A 16346-nucleotide genomic window follows, 5' to 3' on the forward strand; every position below is an offset into this window, starting at 1 on the left:
ACTAGCCATGGATTAATCATCGTGCCGGGGCTATTCTGAGGTTCTGTTGAGTAGTTGCAGTTTTTGGGGGACTGGCAAGTTATGAAACGACAACATCATGGTTTAAGCAGCTCTGTGCCGCGCGGCGTTTTGGGGAATGGCCGGCGGCTTCCGTATGGGGCGCTGGCCATTGCAGCGGCCTTCGCTTTAAGCAGTGCATTGGCTTGGCCCGGGGCGGCCGGTGCAGTGCCAGCCAGAGCCCAATCAAGCACACTGGCCTTTCCCGCCGCGCCAGCGCTGGCGCTCGGGAGCGAGGCTGTCACCGCACCGGATCTGGGCGGAGCATCCGCTATCCAAGTCCTCGGACTGAGTTCACTTGGCGGAAGGGCCGGAGGGCCCGCGCCCGACCCGCTGGCCCACGTGGCCGCCAATCGGGCAGCGATGACAGCAAAGACAAGCCCTGGAGCGCTGGCACAGCCCGCGCCGCTAGCTGCCGACCAGGGCATTCGTCCGGCAATGCTGAGCCCTGGTCTGCTATTGGAGCATCCAGTGGCCACCCGCCGGATTTCCAGCCCGTACGGTTGGAGGTTCAACCCGACCGGGTTCGGCCGCCAAATCCATATCGGCCAGGACTATCCAATTTCCTGCGGTTCGCCCGTGCGCGCCAGCGAGTCGGGCCGGGTGGTCGTTGCGGGCTGGGCCGGGCATTCGGGCCAGCGCGTCACCATTGACCACGGGCATGAGGTGCTAACCGGGTACAGCCACAATTCGCTCTTGCTCGTCAGAGTGGGCGAGCTTGTCGTCCAAGGCCAGATCATCGCCCTGGCCGGGACCACCGGCAATTCCACGGGGTGCCATGTGCACTTCGAGGTCATCGTCAATGGCCAATGGCATAATCCGCGCAACTACCTTCCTTCAGGCGGAGGGCAGCGCCAGGCATTGTTCGCTTCGACGCAATTTGCAGTCGATGCCGGCAGCGCGATGCGCCATCAACCGGCAACAGGAAGAAGCGGGCAGTACGCCGGGGCGGCCAGGCATTACGGATCGACCCGAACGGAGCATCCAGCGCCGCCGAAGACCACGAGGCACACCCACGCGGATCCGCTCCAGCCGCCAGCGGCGAGCAAGAAGAAGCAAGCCGCTCCAGCCAAGCCGAAGGCCCAGCCGAAAAAGGAAACCGGCAAGCTCCGCCCGACCCCGCGTCCGGCGCAAGCGGCACCAGAGCCGAGCAAGAAACCCGAGCCGCCACAAAAGTTGAATACCGAAAGCCCGAAGGCCACGCCATCTGCATCAGCGTCACCGGCACCCGTTTCGGCCAAGCCGAGCGCGTCGAGCGCAGCGCCGACGCCGAGTAATGGACCATTTGGTGAGCCGAGCCCGTCGGCGGCTCCGACCGCGTCGCCAAGTCCTTCGGCATCACCTTCCAGCGTGTCGCCATCAGCTCCGGATAGCGTTCCGGAGGCAACGGAATCGACTAACGCCACGCCAACTTCTGAACCGACCCAAGTGCCTGGACCCAGCGAAGAAACAGGTGTCGAGCCCCGGGAGGACCCGGATCCAGGCGGTAAGGATGCTCCAGCCAGCGAGGATCCCACGGACCCTGCTGCCCGCGTCGAGCGCCAAATAGGTGCAGCCCAACCCAAGACCGTGGACTTGCAAGCACAAGAGCCGGAGAAGAAACCGCCAGTGGCCAAGGCCCTGCCACCGGCCAAGTCCACAACTGCGAAAAAGCCGGCCGCGAAGGAAGTACCGGCTGAAAAGTCCAAGCCCGAGGTCGCGGTGCCGGCTGCGAAAAAGCAGGCCAAGCCGCCAGCGAAGCCCAAGGCCGCGGCCCCGGCCAAGCCTAAAGTTGCAGCGCCCGTGAAGCTGGTCGCCAAGGCGCCGGTCGCAACCCTGCCCAAGCCCAAGCCTGTTATTGCAGCGCCGGCTGTGCAGAAAACTGCCCAGGCACCGGCCAAGCCGAAGCCGAAGGCGACGGCGGCGGTGAAGCCCAAGACGGCTGCCCCGGCGAAGCCCCCGCAGGCGCCGGCAGCGGCCGCACCACCTGCCAGCGAGGCCAAACCGTAGTCCTTGGCTGCCCGGTTCCCTGGCGCTGCTCCCGTCCCTTTGGGCGGGAGCAGCGTGGCGCTGGGGAAGAGACAACTGGTGAAACGCTGCACAGCTGGTTAGTCCAGCGCCCGATTATTGATATTCTTGGGAGTTGAGTCCTGTGCGATTTTCCAATGCGCACCACAAGACCTATCGAAAGAAGTGCCCGGCACGTGTTTAATTCACTTTCCGATCGCCTGACAGCAACCTTCAAGAACCTGCGCGGCAAGGGCCGCCTGACTGAAGCGGATATCGACGGTACCGCACGCGAGATCCGCCGCGCCCTGCTTGACGCCGACGTTGCCGTACCGGTGGTCCGCGGCTTCGTGGCCCAGGTGAAGGAACGCGCTCTGGGTGCCGAGGTCTCCGAGTCGCTGAACCCGGGCCAGCAGGTCGTCAAGATCGTCAACGAGGAACTCGTTGGCATCCTGGGCGGGGAAACCCGCCGCCTGAACCTGGCCAAGAACCCGCCGACGGTGATCATGCTCGCCGGCCTGCAGGGTGCCGGCAAGACCACCCTGGCCGGCAAGCTGGCCAAGCACCTGAAGTCCGAGGGCCACACCCCGTTGCTGGTGGCCTGCGACCTCCAGCGCCCCAACGCCGTCAAGCAGCTGCAGATCAACGGCGAGCGTGCCGGGGTGCCGGTCTACGCACCGCACCCGGGCGTCTCCTCGGAATTCGACACCGCCACCGGCGACCCGGTAGCGGTAGCCCGCGACGGCGTAGCCGAGGCCAAGGCCAAGCTGCACGACATCGTGATTGTCGATACCGCCGGCCGCTTGGGCGTGGACACCGAGATGATGGCCCAGGCCGCGAACATCCGCGCCGCCATCAACCCGGATGAAGTCCTCTTCGTCATCGACGCGATGATCGGCCAGGACGCGGTCAACACCGCCCAGGCCTTCCACGAGGGCGTCGACTTCACCGGTGTCGTGCTCTCCAAGCTCGATGGCGATGCCCGAGGCGGTGCCGCGCTGTCGGTCGCCTCGGTCACCGGCAAGCCGGTCATGTTCGCCTCCACCGGCGAGAACCTGGACGACTTCGAGATCTTCCACCCGGACCGCATGGCTTCGCGCATCCTGGACATGGGCGATGTGATGACGCTCATCGAGCAGGCCGAGAAGAACTGGGACAAGACCGAAGCCGAGCGCATGGCGAAGAAATTCGCCGACCAGGAAGACTTCACCCTGGACGACTTCCTGGCCCAGATGGCCCAGATCAAGAAGATGGGCTCGATGAAGAAGCTGCTGGGCATGATGCCCGGCGCGCAGATCTCCCGCCAGCAGCTCGAGCAGTTCGACGAACGCCAGATCGACCGCGTTGAGGCCATCGTCCGTTCGATGACCCAGCACGAGCGCGTGGCTCCGAAGATCATCAACGGCTCGCGCCGCGCGCGTATCGCCAAGGGCTCGGGTGTTTCGGTCTCCGAGGTGAACCAGATGCTGGAGCGTTTCGCCGAAGCGCAGAAGATGATGAAGAAGATGGCTGCCGGCGGCGGCATCCCGGGCATGCCGGGGGCCGGCAAGGGCGCTGCCCGCAAGGCGAAGGCCAAGGGCAAGGGCAAGAAGCAGCAGAAGTTCGGCAACCCGGCCAGGGCCGCGCAGGCCGAGCTGGAGGCCAAGAACAAGAAGGCCGCCGCCCCGAGCGGTGCCGCCTTCGGGCAGGGCGCCAACCAGGACTTCGATCCTTCGAGCCTGAACCTGCCGGCGGGCTTCGAAAAGTACCTTGGCAACAAGTAGCAACCAGTCCTTGCAGGGCGGCGACCAGGAGCACACGCTGGTCGCCGCCCTGACTCTTTTCTTCGAAGAACCCCAGGCGCAGCAGGCCGAAGCCACGGTCCGCGCACTGCTGGCCGCACGCGAAGTGATCTCGCTGGTCTCCGTGCCGGTGCCCTGGAACGGGCTGGCGATGATCGAAGCCAGCCTTGCGGTGAACCACGAGGGGCTCTTGCTGCTCGCTGGCGCCGCGGGCGCCATCAGGCTGGGCCAGCAGGTCGAGGACTTCGCGCTGGCGCTGAAGCTGGGCACCGGTGCGCTGTACATCGACCAGGACGACGCCGAGGTGCAAACCGGGGAGCCCATCGAGGATCCGCGGCTCGATGCCATGCCGCCGGGGTGGACCGTGGCCATCGGCGCGCTGAACGAGCAGGACATGGGGCTGCTGGCCGCCGCGAGCAAAACCAGCTGGCATCTCCTGCCGCCGCTGGAATCCGGCGGCGCGGCCGTGGCCGTGCACGAGGGCTTCCTGGTGGGCGGCGTGCTGGCAGCGAGCCAGCATCCGGCGATCATGATCAGCCGCACCGGCGCGCGCTTCACCGCGAGCTTCTGGTTCCGCAAGCAGTCGGCCAAGCTCGGCGGGCACCCGGCCTGGGTGCACATCTGGCCGGTCGCGGCCAGCCCCGCCTTCTGGCCGCAGGCCTCAACACCCGCCCGGCGCGAACTGGACTGGCTGCTCGCCAACCAGGACAGCGTGGATGGCCAGGAACTCGACGAGCTGGCCGGGCTTCTGGTCGGCGCCGAGCACATCGAGCGGCTCAAGCAGGCGCTGGTGGGCACCGGCAGCCTGCAGTCGGCCCAGCGGGTGCTGGAGACCTTCGGGCATCCACCGGTCCTGGCCCGCTATCTGGAAGACGCCGATCTTCCGGAGGACGCGCGGCGGATCGAACCGGTGTCAATGGCCAGGGCAGTGGGCCGTGCACTGATCGCCGAATCCCGCACCTCCGGTGCCCGGCCGCGATGGTACAACTCGTTGTCGTGGAAACCCGCCGCGCAGCTGGCGCTGGGGCTCATCGAGGCCCTGGTGTTCTCGCTGGTGCTTGCGGCCACCCATTGGCAGCAGCCCTGGGCGCCGCCCTGGGTGATCGTGCTGCTGCTGGTGCTCGGCTATGTTGATGCCACCGGGAATACCGTCCTCGGCGCGGTCCGCTGGTTCCGCGCCCGGCGCCGGCGCTAGAGCCAGGCAACCACCCGGGCGCTGCCTGCCAGGACGGCACGGGTTACCGCCTATGATTGACTTATCGCCATATCCAAATAACCAAAGGGGTTACTTTTCGTGGATTCAACCGGGTTCAACTACCTCAACCTAGAGTTCATTTTCATGGGCGACAAGCCTGAATCTGCACAACTGGTACGCACCGCGCTGGCCGATCGCCGCCTGCTGGGTTTCATTGGCGGAGCTGTTGAGCGCGAGAACTCCACTGAAGCAGCCGCCGAGGTGGCCACGGTGAGCGAAGCCCGCGATGCGGTGCTCTACCGCATCGATGCCAAGGGCAAGCTGCGCGAAGGCTCGCGCGTGACCAAATTGGTCCACGAACTGAAGAACTCCACCGGGGCCAGCTACGTGCTGGTGGACGGGGACGAGATTGACGGCCCCAACCCGGATGACGAGCAGCTCGGCGAGTACGGCGGCACCAACGAGCTGCTGCACGGGCCGAAGCTCAAGGGTTCCGAGCTGGTGCTGGCAGCGGGCTTTGCCGAGAACGAGATCACCGTTTGGGAAAATGCATCCGGGCTGATGGCCATGCCCAAGGAACCGGTCTACGCCCCGAGCATCTCGCGCTCGAACCGCCCGTACCTGTGCTTGGACCGTACCGGCAATGTCATTACCGCAACCATCGAGGCCAAGGGCCCGCGCCGGACCATGTTCGGTTCGTCGGTGTCCATGGTGGTGGACCTGGAACGCACGGCAATCCTGGAACCGGAAGCCGGCTCGCCGGCAGCGGTGCGCCTCGATGAGCTCAGCAGCTTGCTCTTTGGCTGGGACGAAGAAGAAATGCAGATCATCGAGCAGCTGATTCCGGATCCGGCCGACCGCGCCGAGGCCCAGCAGCTGCTGTGCAGCAGCGGGGATCTGAAGGACATGAAGCGCCTGGTCTCGCTCTTCGGCTTCGATCCGCGCAGCATCGATTACCTCACCGGCCGCCCGCTGCCCGAAGACCGCAGGGTCATTGCCACCGGCGGCCCGTTCAAGACCTTGAAGTCCGCACTGGCTGAGCAGGAGCGCGAGGCCAAGGGCCTGGAACGGCTGCTGTACCGGCACAACTGGAATCCGAAAGCGCTGATGGGTTCGGGTGCCGCCGTACTGGCCTCCGGCGCGGCAGCGCACCTGGTCCTGGCCAAGAGCGGCAGGTTCGCCTGGTTGCCCAAGCCGGCGCGCCAGCTGCTGATGCTGGCCTGGTACGCAGATGGCGCCTTCTATCTGGGCAAGGGCATCGTCGATGCGCTGAAGGCCAGGAACAAGCGCTAGGCGCTCGCCGCAGTCAAAAGGACAGCCCGGCGGGAAGCTGAATCCGCTTCCCGCCGGGCTGTCTTCTGCTTTTTTGTTCCTAGCCGCGTTCCCTCAGCTCAGGGAAGTCGGTATCGCGGTACTCGCCGCTCGGGGTCGTGCCAGCCGCATGCTGCTCTTCCTCGGCCAGGCGCAGCTCCACGCGGCGGATCTTGCCTGAAATAGTTTTGGGCAGCGCGGAGAATTCGAGCCGCCGGATCCGCTTGTACGGCGCCAGGTGCTCGCGGCAGAAGCCGAGGATGTCCTTGGCGATCTCCGCGCCGGGCTCGACGTGCGATGCCAGCACCACAAAGGCCTTGGGCACCGAGAGCTTCAGCGTGTCCGGCGAAGGCACCACCGCCACCTCGGCCACCGCGGGATGCTCCAGGACCACTGACTCCAGTTCGAAGGGGCTGAGCTTGTAGTCGCTGGATTTGAAGATGTCATCGGCACGCCCCACATAGGTCAAGACGCCCTCATCATCGCGTTCGGCGATGTCTCCCGTGTGGTACACGCCGCCACGCAGCGCCTCGGCGGTTTTCTCCGGATCGGCGAAATAGCCCTTCATCAAGCCGGCAGGCCGGGGATCCAGGCGCAGGCAGATTTCCCCGATTTCGGCCAGTTGCCCGGTGGTCGGATTGCGCAGCTCCACCGCATAGCCCGGCATCGGGCGGCCCATCGCGCCGACCTTCACCTCGGTACCCGGCGAATTGGCAATCTGCACCGTGGTCTCGGTCTGCCCGTAGCCATCACGGATCACCTGCCCCCATGCGGTGCGCACCTGGTCGATGACCTCGGCGTTCAACGGCTCGCCGGCAGAGACCAGCTTGCGCGGGGGAGTCTGCAGGGTGCCCAGATCCGCCTGGATCAGGTAGCGCCAAACGGTGGGCGGCGCGCAGAAGCTGGTGACCTTCTCCGTATCCATCTGGTTCATCAGCGCCAGCGGATCAAAGCGCTCGTAGTTGTAGACGAAGACCGTCGCTTCGGCGATCCACGGGCCGAAGAAATTCGACCAGGCGTGCTTGCCCCACCCGGGGGACGCCACATTCAGATGGACATCGCCTGGTTCCAGGCCGATCCAGAACATCGTTGCCAGGTGGCCGATGGTGTACGAGGTATGGGTGTGCTGGACCAGCTTCGCCAACGAGGTGGTGCCCGAGGTGAAGTAGAGCAGCATGTTCTCATCGGCCAGGGTCGGGGAGTCCAGGCGGAATTCAGCCGGTGCGTCGTGGGACTTGGCATAGTGCAAGGTCCCTTCGGCGGCCTGCCCGCGGACCTGCACGATCCGGTAGTCCCCGGGGACTGCTTCGAATTTGGCGACCTGGTCATGGCTGGTGATCACCCAGTTCGCGTTGCCGCGCTCGATGCGGTCGGCGAGGTCCGCGCTGACCAGCTGCGTGGTGGTCGGGATGATGACCGCGCCGAGCTTCATGCCGGCCAGCATCACTTCCCAGAGGGCCACCTCGTTGCCCAGCATGACGATGATGGTATCGCCGCGCTGCAGGCCTTCGTCGGAAAGCCAGCGGGCTACCTGGGTGGAGCGGCGCGAAAGTTCGGCCCAGCTGTAGCGTGCCGAGCTGCCATCGGGTTCAGTGAGGATCAGTGCCGGCTCATTGGCCCGCGCCGGGTCCTTGGCTACCTCGTCGAACCAGTCGTAGGCGAAGTTGAAATCGGTGAATTCCGGCCACGTGAACTCTGCCCGAGCCCGGTCGTAGTCATCGCGTGCTGCCAGCAGCAGATCGCGTGCTGCCCGGAACTTCTCGGTATTGCCCATGGGGGTCCTTTGCGTGATGGGCGCCTGCGCCCGACAGAATTCTTCGGTCTTCAGGATTCAATATACTTCAGTGCACAGTTCTGGCGAATTGTTGCGTCACCATGCGTGGTGCAGGTGCTGAAGTTCACGAATTTTGTCCACTAGCTTCCTGTGCGGGCATGCATAGTGACCGAATGCCCGATCCGGCTGAACCCGTTGGCGGGGACGCTGACGGTGGCGGGCTGGCCATGGATCCTGAGAGCAGTGCCGGGCAGGCAACTGGACTCGCAGATGCCGATGGTCTAGCGTCTGGAATATGCCAAAGGAAGAGACCCCCGCCAAGAAGCACAACCCCCTGTTGGTCTTGGGAAAAATCAGTTCCATCCTCGATTCCTTTTCACTGCGCCAGCCGGTGATGAACTTGGCCGATATCCGTGAAGCAACGGATTTGCCTGCCTCCACGGTGCAGCGTCTTGTCGCGAATTTGGTGGGGCAGGGTTTCTTGGACCGCGAGGATGACGGCTTCCGCATCGGGATGAAGATGGCCTACTGGGCCGCGCCGGCGACCCGGGGGCGGGAAGTGCTGGACGTCATCAGCCCGTCGCTGCGCGAACTGCGCGACTTCACCGGCGAAACAGCCTGCCTTTTCCGTGCCGAGCAGCAATTCCGCGTGTGCGTGGGCATTGCCGAAACGCGCCACGCGCTGCGCAGGGAAATGCACCTGGGTGAGCTCGCCCCGTTGCATGCCGGATCTGCCGGCCGCGTGCTGCTGGCCTGGAAGCCCGAGCTCATGCAGCGGTTGCAGGAATCACAGCTGCAGCCGTTGACCGATGCCACGATTACCGGCATGGCCAGCCTGGAGAAAGCGGTTCAGCAGACCCGCGCCGATGGCTTCGCGATCACCACGGGGGAGCGTGAAAGCGGGGCCTCGGGACTGTCCGCACCGGTGTTCGATTCCGCGGCGGGCCTGGTGGCGGCGGTGACCATCAGCGGACCCACCCTGCGCATGCCGCGGGAGACCTGCCAGAGCTGGATCGAGCCGTTGCTGGACACTGCTGAACGGATGACCCGGCTGATCGGCGGACGCTTCCCGGGCGAAACCCACCGGCCTTCCGCCTAGCGCCGCCCGCCCGGTCCGAGGGCTGCGGCGGCACCAGGCAGCAGCGGCACTAGAGGCTGGTGCCGCAATCCGGGGTGGCATCAGAGGGGATCACCCAGGCAAAGGCTTCTGCCTTGGAACGCGCCCCCTGGGCCGACTTGGAACGGTTCGGCTCGCCCAGCTCCTGCAGCAAGGATTCGGAGAGCCCGACGAGCCCGGCAAAGCGCTGCGGCGTGAGCCATGGCGGCTGGGTGGCGAACAGGATGTCCTCGCTGGACGTGTTCCCGCTGGCCCCGGGGGCGAAGGGACAGCCTCCCAAGCCGCCGAGCGCTCCATCAACCAGGGTGGCTCCTGCCGAAATGGCTGCCAGCGTATTGGCAACACCCAGCCCCCAGGTATCGTGGCCGTGGAACACGATGCGCCGTTGCGGGGTTTCGCCGCGCACCCTGGAAATGAGCGAGGCGACCTGTGCCGGAACTGCTTGGCCCAGGGTGTCGCAGATGACGATGTCGCAGGTGCCCTCTGCCCGTGGATCATTGGCGATCTCCAGCACGCGCTCGGCGGGGACCTGCCCCTCGAAAGGGCAGGTGAACGAGGTGGCCAGGCACAGCTGGATGCGCCCGCCGGCTTCCTGGGCATAGCGCACGGCTTCTGGCAGGGCGGCGAGGCTCGCCTCCGTGCTGCGCCCGATGTTCGCCTGGTTGTGCGCATCAGAAACAGAGAGGCAATACTGGAAGTTCCGGATACCCGCCTTGGCCGCCTTGGCCACATGCCCCGGGGTCGCCACCCAGATCCAGCAGCGTTCCAGCTCGTCGGGGCGCAGCCCCCGGGCAACATCGAGGGTATTGGCCATGGGCGGCACCAGGTCGGCACGCGCCATGGAGCCGAGCTCGATTTCCTGTACTCCGAGCCGGATCAACTCGCGCACAGTCCTGATTTTCTCCGGGGTGCTCAGCAGCTTCCCGGTCAGCTGCAGCCCGTCACGCAGCGTGACGTCGCGCAACGCGGCTGCGGGGGTGAATGAGTAGCTCACGCGATATTCCTTTCGCCAGCCGAGGCTTGCGCGATTTGCGCATCGGTCATTCCCAGCAATCCGCCCAGTACCTGTTCGGTATGCTCCCCGAGGTCGGGGCCGAGGTTCCGAATGGGCAGCGAGGTGCCTCCCATGACCGGCACGATGCCGGGGAAGCCGACACCTTGCAAGGTTTCCTCTCCGGTGGAGACATCCAGATGCTGGATCATGTTCCGGGAGATGTATTGCGGCTCGTTGGCAATGTCCTTTGCGGTGTAGATCGGACCGGCAGGAACTCCTGCCGCATCGAGGATGGCCAGGGCCGTGCTCGAATCCACGCTTGCGGCCCACTGGCCAATGGCGGCATCCAGCATTTCCCTGGCCTCCCAACGCTGGGCATTGCCCTGCAGCCGCGGATCGGCCCCGAGCTCCGGCCTGCCGATGGCTTCCATGTAGCGGCGGTAGATTCCGTCACCGTTTCCGGCGACGACAATGCTGGCCCCATCGGCGCAGACATAGGCATTGGATGGCGCGATGCCTTCCATGCGTCCACCGGTGCGGGTTCGGGTTTCGCCGTAGGCACCGTGGTCCGGGAGCAAAGATTCCATCATGGAGAACATCGCCTCGTGCAACGCCACATCGATCACGCGATGGTCCAACCCGAGGGAGGCCTTTTCCCCGCGCGCCATCTCCCGCTGGTAGAGCGCCATCACCGCGCCGAACGCGGCGTACAGTCCGGCAATGGAATCGCCAATCGATACGCCGACACGAACCGGCGCGCGATCCGGATCGCCCACCAGATTGCGGAAGCCGCTGAAAGCTTCGGCCACGGCGGCAAAGCCCGGGCGCTCGGAGAGCGGCCCGGTCTGGCCGAAGGCCGAGATGCGGGTGATCACCAGGTCCGGATTCACGGCGCTGAGTTCCTCTGGACCCAGGCCCCACTTCTCCAGGGTGCCCGGTCGGAAGTTTTCCAGCAGCACATCGCAGTGCTTGGCCAGTTCCAGCACGGCCTCCCGGCCGGCATCGCTGCGCAGGTCCAAGACGATGGACTTCTTGTTGCGGTTGATCGTCCGGTACAGCATCGAGACGCTGCCCTTCTTGAGCCGCCAATTTCGCAGCTCGTCCCCGGTTCCCGGGCGTTCCACCTTGATGACCTCGGCGCCGAAGTCCGCCAGGAGCCGGCCTGCAGTGGGGGCGGCAATGTAATTGCCCAATTCGAGAACGCGGACACCCTTCAATGGGGTGATGTGCTCTGACATGTTCTGCCGTTCCTTTGCTGTCGCGCTAAATGAAGATGTTGAGGATCATGACCATTCCAAGGGCCACGATGGATGCGACCGAGACGCCTACGCTGACGGTCTTCAGGGCACCGCGCACGGTCTGCCCGAACAACGACTGCAGGAGCCAGAAGGTGTTCGAGGTGACGTGGACCATGAACAGCGCTCCGGAACCTGCCGCCAACGCGATGAGCACCGGGTCGATGCCCAGGCTCGGGGCGATCGGTGCCAAGAGGCTTGCGGCAGTAATCCCGGAAAGGGTCACCGAGCCAACGGCAATGTGAAGCAGGGCCGCGATGCCCCAGACCACTACCAGTGGTGCAACGGTGCTGGCCGAGAAGAACTGGCCCATGATGTCGCCCAATCCAGCCGTGGAAACCGTGGCTGCCAAGGAGCCGCCGACACCGGTCAGCAGCAGGATCTGCCCGCTCTCCCTGAACCCGCTGGCCACGCCGCGGTCAATCGCCTTCTGGCCGATGGTGTAGCGTGCCACGGCAATCGTTCCGACCAGGCCGATGAGCAGGGCAACTACCGGATTGCCGACCAGCTGGATCCAGCTGGCCTCATAGCCCAGGATTTCGGCCAGCGCGCCGCTGGCGATGAGCAGCAAGGATGCGAGCAACGGCAGGAAGAGCAGGAACAGGGGCGCCTCGCGGCGCTGCCCGGTCTGCACCGCGGTGGCCGCGGCGGCCGTTCCGGCCTTACCGGTGCGTGCCGCATCCTGGCCGGTTCCTTCGCCGTGCTCCAGCTTGCGGGTTCCCGGTGTCGGCTCCTCTTGCGCCAGCAGCTGCTCATCGCTCTCGGCTTTCCAGAAGCCCCGGTCGAAGAAGAAGGACATGATGGCGACGGAAATCAAGACCGTGGGCACGACGACCAGCAGGCCGAAGATCAGCATCTTGCCCAGGGGAACTTCAAGCATACCGGCCAAGGCGACGGCGCCGACGCCAGGGACCATGAGGACGATGCCGACCTCGCCGGCGATGGCCATGGCCGTGGCAATGCGCGCGGTTCCGTGCTTGCCGATTTTCGGCGCCATGCGCCGGGCCAAGGGGGCCGCGATGACCAGCAGCACATCGAGGAAAATGGTCTGCAGCGCGGTACTGACAGCCAACGCCATGGTGTATGGCAGCCGTTTGGGGCCGAAGGTGTTCAGCAGGTGCTCGACCAGGCGGCGGATGGCGCCGGTCTCATTGAGGATGGAACCCATCAGCACGCCGAAAGCCACCAGCAGTCCGACTTCCACCATGATGTCGCCGAAACCCTGGGTGATGGTCTCGATGGTCTTGGTGACTCCCAAGCCGGTGGATAGGCCCAGGTAGAGCGAGCCAATGACCAAGGCGATGACTGGGCTGACCTTGAATTTCACGATAAGCACCACGGCGGCAAGCACGGCCACCGCGGTATTTATCAGAATCGCGATATCGGACATGTTGGATCCGTTCTAGAGGAATCGGGGAGCAGTGTGACATAAGCCACGGCATGAGAACTCATAGTATGAGTGTCAGCTCACGATGTAAACTATTTGCTTCTTAAGCGGGAAACCTCTGGAAATAAACCCGATGCGAACCCTGGCGGCTTGACGCGAGGAAGGGGAGCGGTGATGGGCTGGTGGACGTTTCGAGGGAAGAGAAAAATCCAGGGCGCCTGCCGAAGCCATGTCCGGAATGCGCCCTGGATGCTCGAGGTCTCTACCCCTTGAGATTCGGGAAGTCGGTGTCCCTGTATTCGGTGCCCGCCGGGGCGCCAGCGCGGTGCCGGTCCTCTTCAGCCTGGCGCAGCTCCACCCGGCGGATCTTGCCCGAGATCGTCTTGGGCAGGTCCGCGAATTCCAGCCGGCGGATGCGCTTGAAAGCCGAAAGGTGCTCGCGGCAGTAGGCCAGGATCGATTCGGCCAATTCCGGTCCGGGCTCATGCCCGCCGGAAGCGACGATGTAGGCCTTGGGCACCGTCAGCCGCAGCTCATCCGGTGCTGGAACGACGGCCGCTTCGGCCACGCCCGGATGCTCAATCAGAACCGATTCGAGCTCGAAAGGGCTGATCTTGTAGTCGCTGGATTTGAAGACGTCATCGGCGCGCCCCACATAGGTCAGGACGCCGCGTTCGTCCCGCTCGGCGATATCCCCGGTGTGGTAGACCCCGTCCCGGAAGACCTCATTGGTCTTTTCCTCGTTCTCGAAGTAGCCCTTCATCAGCCCCAGCGGGCGCTGGGCGGTGACCAGGCAGATCTCGCCCACATCTCCTTCTTCCCCGGTGGCCGGATCGCGCAGCACGATCTCGTAGCCGGGCATCGGGCGTCCCATGGCGCCGATGGTGATGGGCTCCGCCGGGGGATTGGCGATCTGCACCGTGGTTTCGGTCTGCCCGAACCCGTCGCGGATCACCTGCCCCCAGGCCTTGTGGACCTGGTCGATGACCTCTGCATTCAGCGGCTCGCCGGCCGAGACCAGTTTCTGCGGCGGATGCTCCAGCGCACCGAGGTCGGCCTGGATGAGCAGGCGCCAGACGGTCGGTGGCGCGCAGAAGCTGGTGACCTGCTGGGCGTCCATCTGGTTCATCAGGGCCACTGGGTCGAAGCGGTCGTAGTTGTAGATGAAGACCGTCGCTTCGGCGATCCACGGGGTGAAGAAGTTGGACCACGCGTGCTTTGCCCAGCCCGGCGAGGCGACGTTCAGGTGGACATCGCCTGGTTCGAGGCCGATCCAGAACATCGTGCTCAAGTGCCCGACCGGATACGAGGTATGCGTATGCTCGACCAGCTTGGCCTTCGAGGTGGTGCCGGAGGTGAAATAGCGCAGCAGCGTTTCATCGGCGCGGGTCGGGTGCTCCAGTGCGAAGGCCGCTTCTGCCGAGCACGACTGGGAATGGTCGAGGATGCCAGCCGGCGGCTGCCCGCCGATCTGGATTAGCGTGTAATCGCCCGGCACCGATTCGAACTTGGGGATTTCGCCCTCGTTGGTGATGACCCATTGGATATGGCCGCGGGCAATGCGGTCGGCCAGGTCGGTGGGCGTCAGCTGCGTGGTGCAGGGGACCATGACCGCACCCAGCTTGATGCCTGCCAGCATCGATTCCCAAAGCTCGACCTGGTTGCCCAGCATGATGGCGATTGAATCCCCGCGCTTGATGCCCTGGTCGCTGAGCCAGCGCGCAAGTTGGGTGGACCGGGTTGATAGTTCTGCCCAGGTCCGCTGGGTGCAGCGGCCGTCGGATTCGGCGATGACCAGTGCTGGGCGCTCGGAGCGCTGCGGATCCCGGGCGACGTGGTCGAACCAGTCGAAGCCGAAATTGAAATGGGTGAATTCCGGCCATGCGAACTCGGCGCGAGCCTGGTGGTAATCCTCCCTTAGCTCCAGGAGACGGTCACGGGCTGCTCTGAATTCTTCGGTAACGCTCACAACTAACCTTCCGTAGCTCTGGGTAAACCACCAAAACCCAAGGTGAGGTGGATCACCAGTCAATATACTTGGAAGTCCTAGCGAGTGGAAGAGGAAGCGTGCTGGTACTTGACCTGAATAAATGGACGAGCCCCGCGCAATACTGGAATGCGCGAGGCTCGGCCGGCTTTGAATTACTAGCTGTCGCTTAGCAGTCCTGATGAGCTAACCACAGGGCTTCCATGTTTTTCCCCCTGGTGCGTAGCAGCGTGGGCCATTGTAATTTTTAGGTACCGAAGGCTGTATTGGCGTACTGCGTCGTGGCGTAGTGGCCCTTGGTTGCGATGTGGCCTGTCGCTCTGCGGCTTGACGTTCGGCCGCGCGTTGCGCGGCCTGACGTTCCGCAATTTCTTCAGCTTTGCGCTTGGCTTCGGCCTCGCGTTTGGCTTTAGCTGCGGCCTCTTTTTTCTTGCGTTCTTTTTCTTCCTTGATGAGCTCATTGCGGCGCTCAGAATGCTTGTCTTCTAGCTTCTGGGTTTCTTTGATTGAGTGCTCGAGGGTGCCAACCGCGTCCTTGAATGAACTTGCGAGCAGGGCCGCCGTAACTGGGTGGGAGCTGGGAGTTATGGACTTGAGTGCCTTGCTGGTCGCGAGACCTGCTGCCACGGCGGCTGCAGCTTCTCCCGCCAAGGACTCGGCTTCGTCGATGGCCGTGGCGGCTTCGTCTGGAACCTGATTGAGCGCGTAGATTGCATTACTGGCTTGCGAGGCGATTGTGCAAGATACTTCCGGACTGAATAGGCCAGAGGTGCGTTTTTCGGCTTCGTTCTGCCCTTCGAGCACCTCGTTGTAGAATTTGGTGTTCGGCTCGTACTTCACGGCGATGCCTAGGCCAGCAGCGGCGATGGACCTGTTGATGAACTCATCGTCCTTGTAGACGGCGGCCAGTGTGCGGCCGTAGCGATCTTCTCGTTCGATGTCGTACTCCAGGTCGACTTTGTCCCCAGGCTGAAGCAATGATTCCAAATGCTCTGAAGCTTCGGGGCCCAAGCACTCTACGGCCTTATTTGGGTCTACGGTTTCCGGAGTGTCGATGTTCAGCAAGCGCACCCGCGTCTCGTTGCCGGCGATGGTCATATCTACGGTGTCACCGTCAATTACGCGCGTGACGATTCCGTGATTGTCTGAATTGTGCGTGGCCGCGACGACGGCTCCTGCAGTGACCAGCGACCCGGTGAGCGCAATGGATATCCATGCAGTTGTTTTCTTCAATTCTTATTGGTTCCTTGTTGTGCGAGTGAGGATGCCCTGAAGGCTTTGCAGGGCAGTCTAGTGATGTTCTCAAGTTATGCATTTTTATTGAATATTCAAATTCTTTGACGCATATGACTTTCGGATGCTGGTTGCAAGAACTGGCAATTGGATTGGCAACCAGCTTTTATTATGACCGCAAGTGTTTTCGCTTCGCAGGTGTCTGCCAGCATGGATTTGATTGGCCTAG

At 64.0% G+C, this 16346-nt stretch carries 11 protein-coding genes; 5 read left to right on the forward strand and 6 right to left on the reverse strand.

Features of this window, described 5'->3' with window-relative positions:
* The first annotated feature begins 420 nt into the window (after window positions 1-420).
* From ACFVHU_RS00430 to ACFVHU_RS00445, 4 genes are all read left to right on the forward strand, one after another.
* The gene (locus tag ACFVHU_RS00430; RefSeq protein WP_388022949.1) at window positions 421-2046 is read left to right on the forward strand and encodes a peptidoglycan DD-metalloendopeptidase family protein; all 1626 of its coding nucleotides are present in this window, start codon (window positions 421-423) and stop codon (window positions 2044-2046) included.
* Between the two features lie 194 nt (window positions 2047-2240).
* The gene (ffh, locus tag ACFVHU_RS00435; RefSeq protein ID WP_388021851.1) at window positions 2241-3806 is read left to right on the forward strand and encodes a signal recognition particle protein; all 1566 of its coding nucleotides are present in this window, start codon (window positions 2241-2243) and stop codon (window positions 3804-3806) included.
* Entirely contained in the window at window positions 3793-5019 is a 1227-nt protein-coding gene (locus ACFVHU_RS00440; protein ID WP_388021853.1) for a hypothetical protein, read from the forward strand. Before ffh ends, ACFVHU_RS00440 begins: the two co-directional genes overlap by 14 nt.
* A 99-nt stretch (window positions 5020-5118) precedes the next feature.
* The gene (locus tag ACFVHU_RS00445; RefSeq protein WP_388021855.1) at window positions 5119-6312 is read left to right on the forward strand and encodes a hypothetical protein; all 1194 of its coding nucleotides are present in this window, start codon (window positions 5119-5121) and stop codon (window positions 6310-6312) included.
* Window positions 6313-6391: 79 nt separating this feature from the next.
* On the opposite strand, the gene ACFVHU_RS00450 is transcribed toward ACFVHU_RS00445, so the two are convergent.
* On the reverse strand, window positions 6392-8104 hold the full coding sequence (locus tag ACFVHU_RS00450; protein WP_388021857.1) for an AMP-binding protein: 1713 nt from the start codon (window positions 8102-8104) through the stop codon (window positions 6392-6394).
* A 295-nt stretch (window positions 8105-8399) separates the two neighbouring features.
* Between ACFVHU_RS00450 and ACFVHU_RS00455 the strand changes: the two genes are divergently transcribed.
* Window positions 8400-9203: an IclR family transcriptional regulator gene (locus ACFVHU_RS00455; protein WP_332595301.1), complete on the forward strand. Its 804-nt coding sequence runs from the start codon at window positions 8400-8402 to the stop codon at window positions 9201-9203.
* 49 nt (window positions 9204-9252) lie between these two features.
* On the opposite strand, the gene ACFVHU_RS00460 is transcribed toward ACFVHU_RS00455, so the two are convergent.
* The 5 genes from ACFVHU_RS00460 to ACFVHU_RS00480 all read right to left on the reverse strand — a co-directional run bounded on the left by ACFVHU_RS00460 (window position 9253) and on the right by ACFVHU_RS00480 (window position 16117).
* On the reverse strand, window positions 9253-10215 hold the full coding sequence (locus ACFVHU_RS00460) for a hydroxymethylglutaryl-CoA lyase (protein WP_388021859.1): 963 nt from the start codon (window positions 10213-10215) through the stop codon (window positions 9253-9255).
* On the reverse strand, window positions 10212-11453 hold the full coding sequence (locus ACFVHU_RS00465) for a CaiB/BaiF CoA transferase family protein (RefSeq protein WP_388021861.1): 1242 nt from the start codon (window positions 11451-11453) through the stop codon (window positions 10212-10214). Before ACFVHU_RS00465 ends, ACFVHU_RS00460 begins: the two co-directional genes overlap by 4 nt.
* A gap of 25 nt (window positions 11454-11478) precedes the next feature.
* Window positions 11479-12900: a GntP family permease gene (locus ACFVHU_RS00470; RefSeq protein ID WP_388021863.1), complete on the reverse strand. Its 1422-nt coding sequence runs from the start codon at window positions 12898-12900 to the stop codon at window positions 11479-11481.
* A 259-nt stretch (window positions 12901-13159) separates the two neighbouring features.
* Window positions 13160-14866: an AMP-binding protein gene (locus tag ACFVHU_RS00475; RefSeq protein ID WP_388021865.1), complete on the reverse strand. Its 1707-nt coding sequence runs from the start codon at window positions 14864-14866 to the stop codon at window positions 13160-13162.
* A gap of 204 nt (window positions 14867-15070) precedes the next feature.
* A complete protein-coding gene (locus tag ACFVHU_RS00480) occupies window positions 15071-16117 on the reverse strand; it encodes a thermonuclease family protein (protein WP_388021867.1) in 1047 nt (348 codons plus the stop codon).
* Window positions 16118-16346 lie beyond the last annotated feature (229 nt).

The organism is Glutamicibacter sp. NPDC127525, from assembly GCF_042672105.1.
In the GTDB taxonomy this organism is placed as follows: Bacteria; Actinomycetota; Actinomycetes; order Actinomycetales; family Micrococcaceae; genus Glutamicibacter.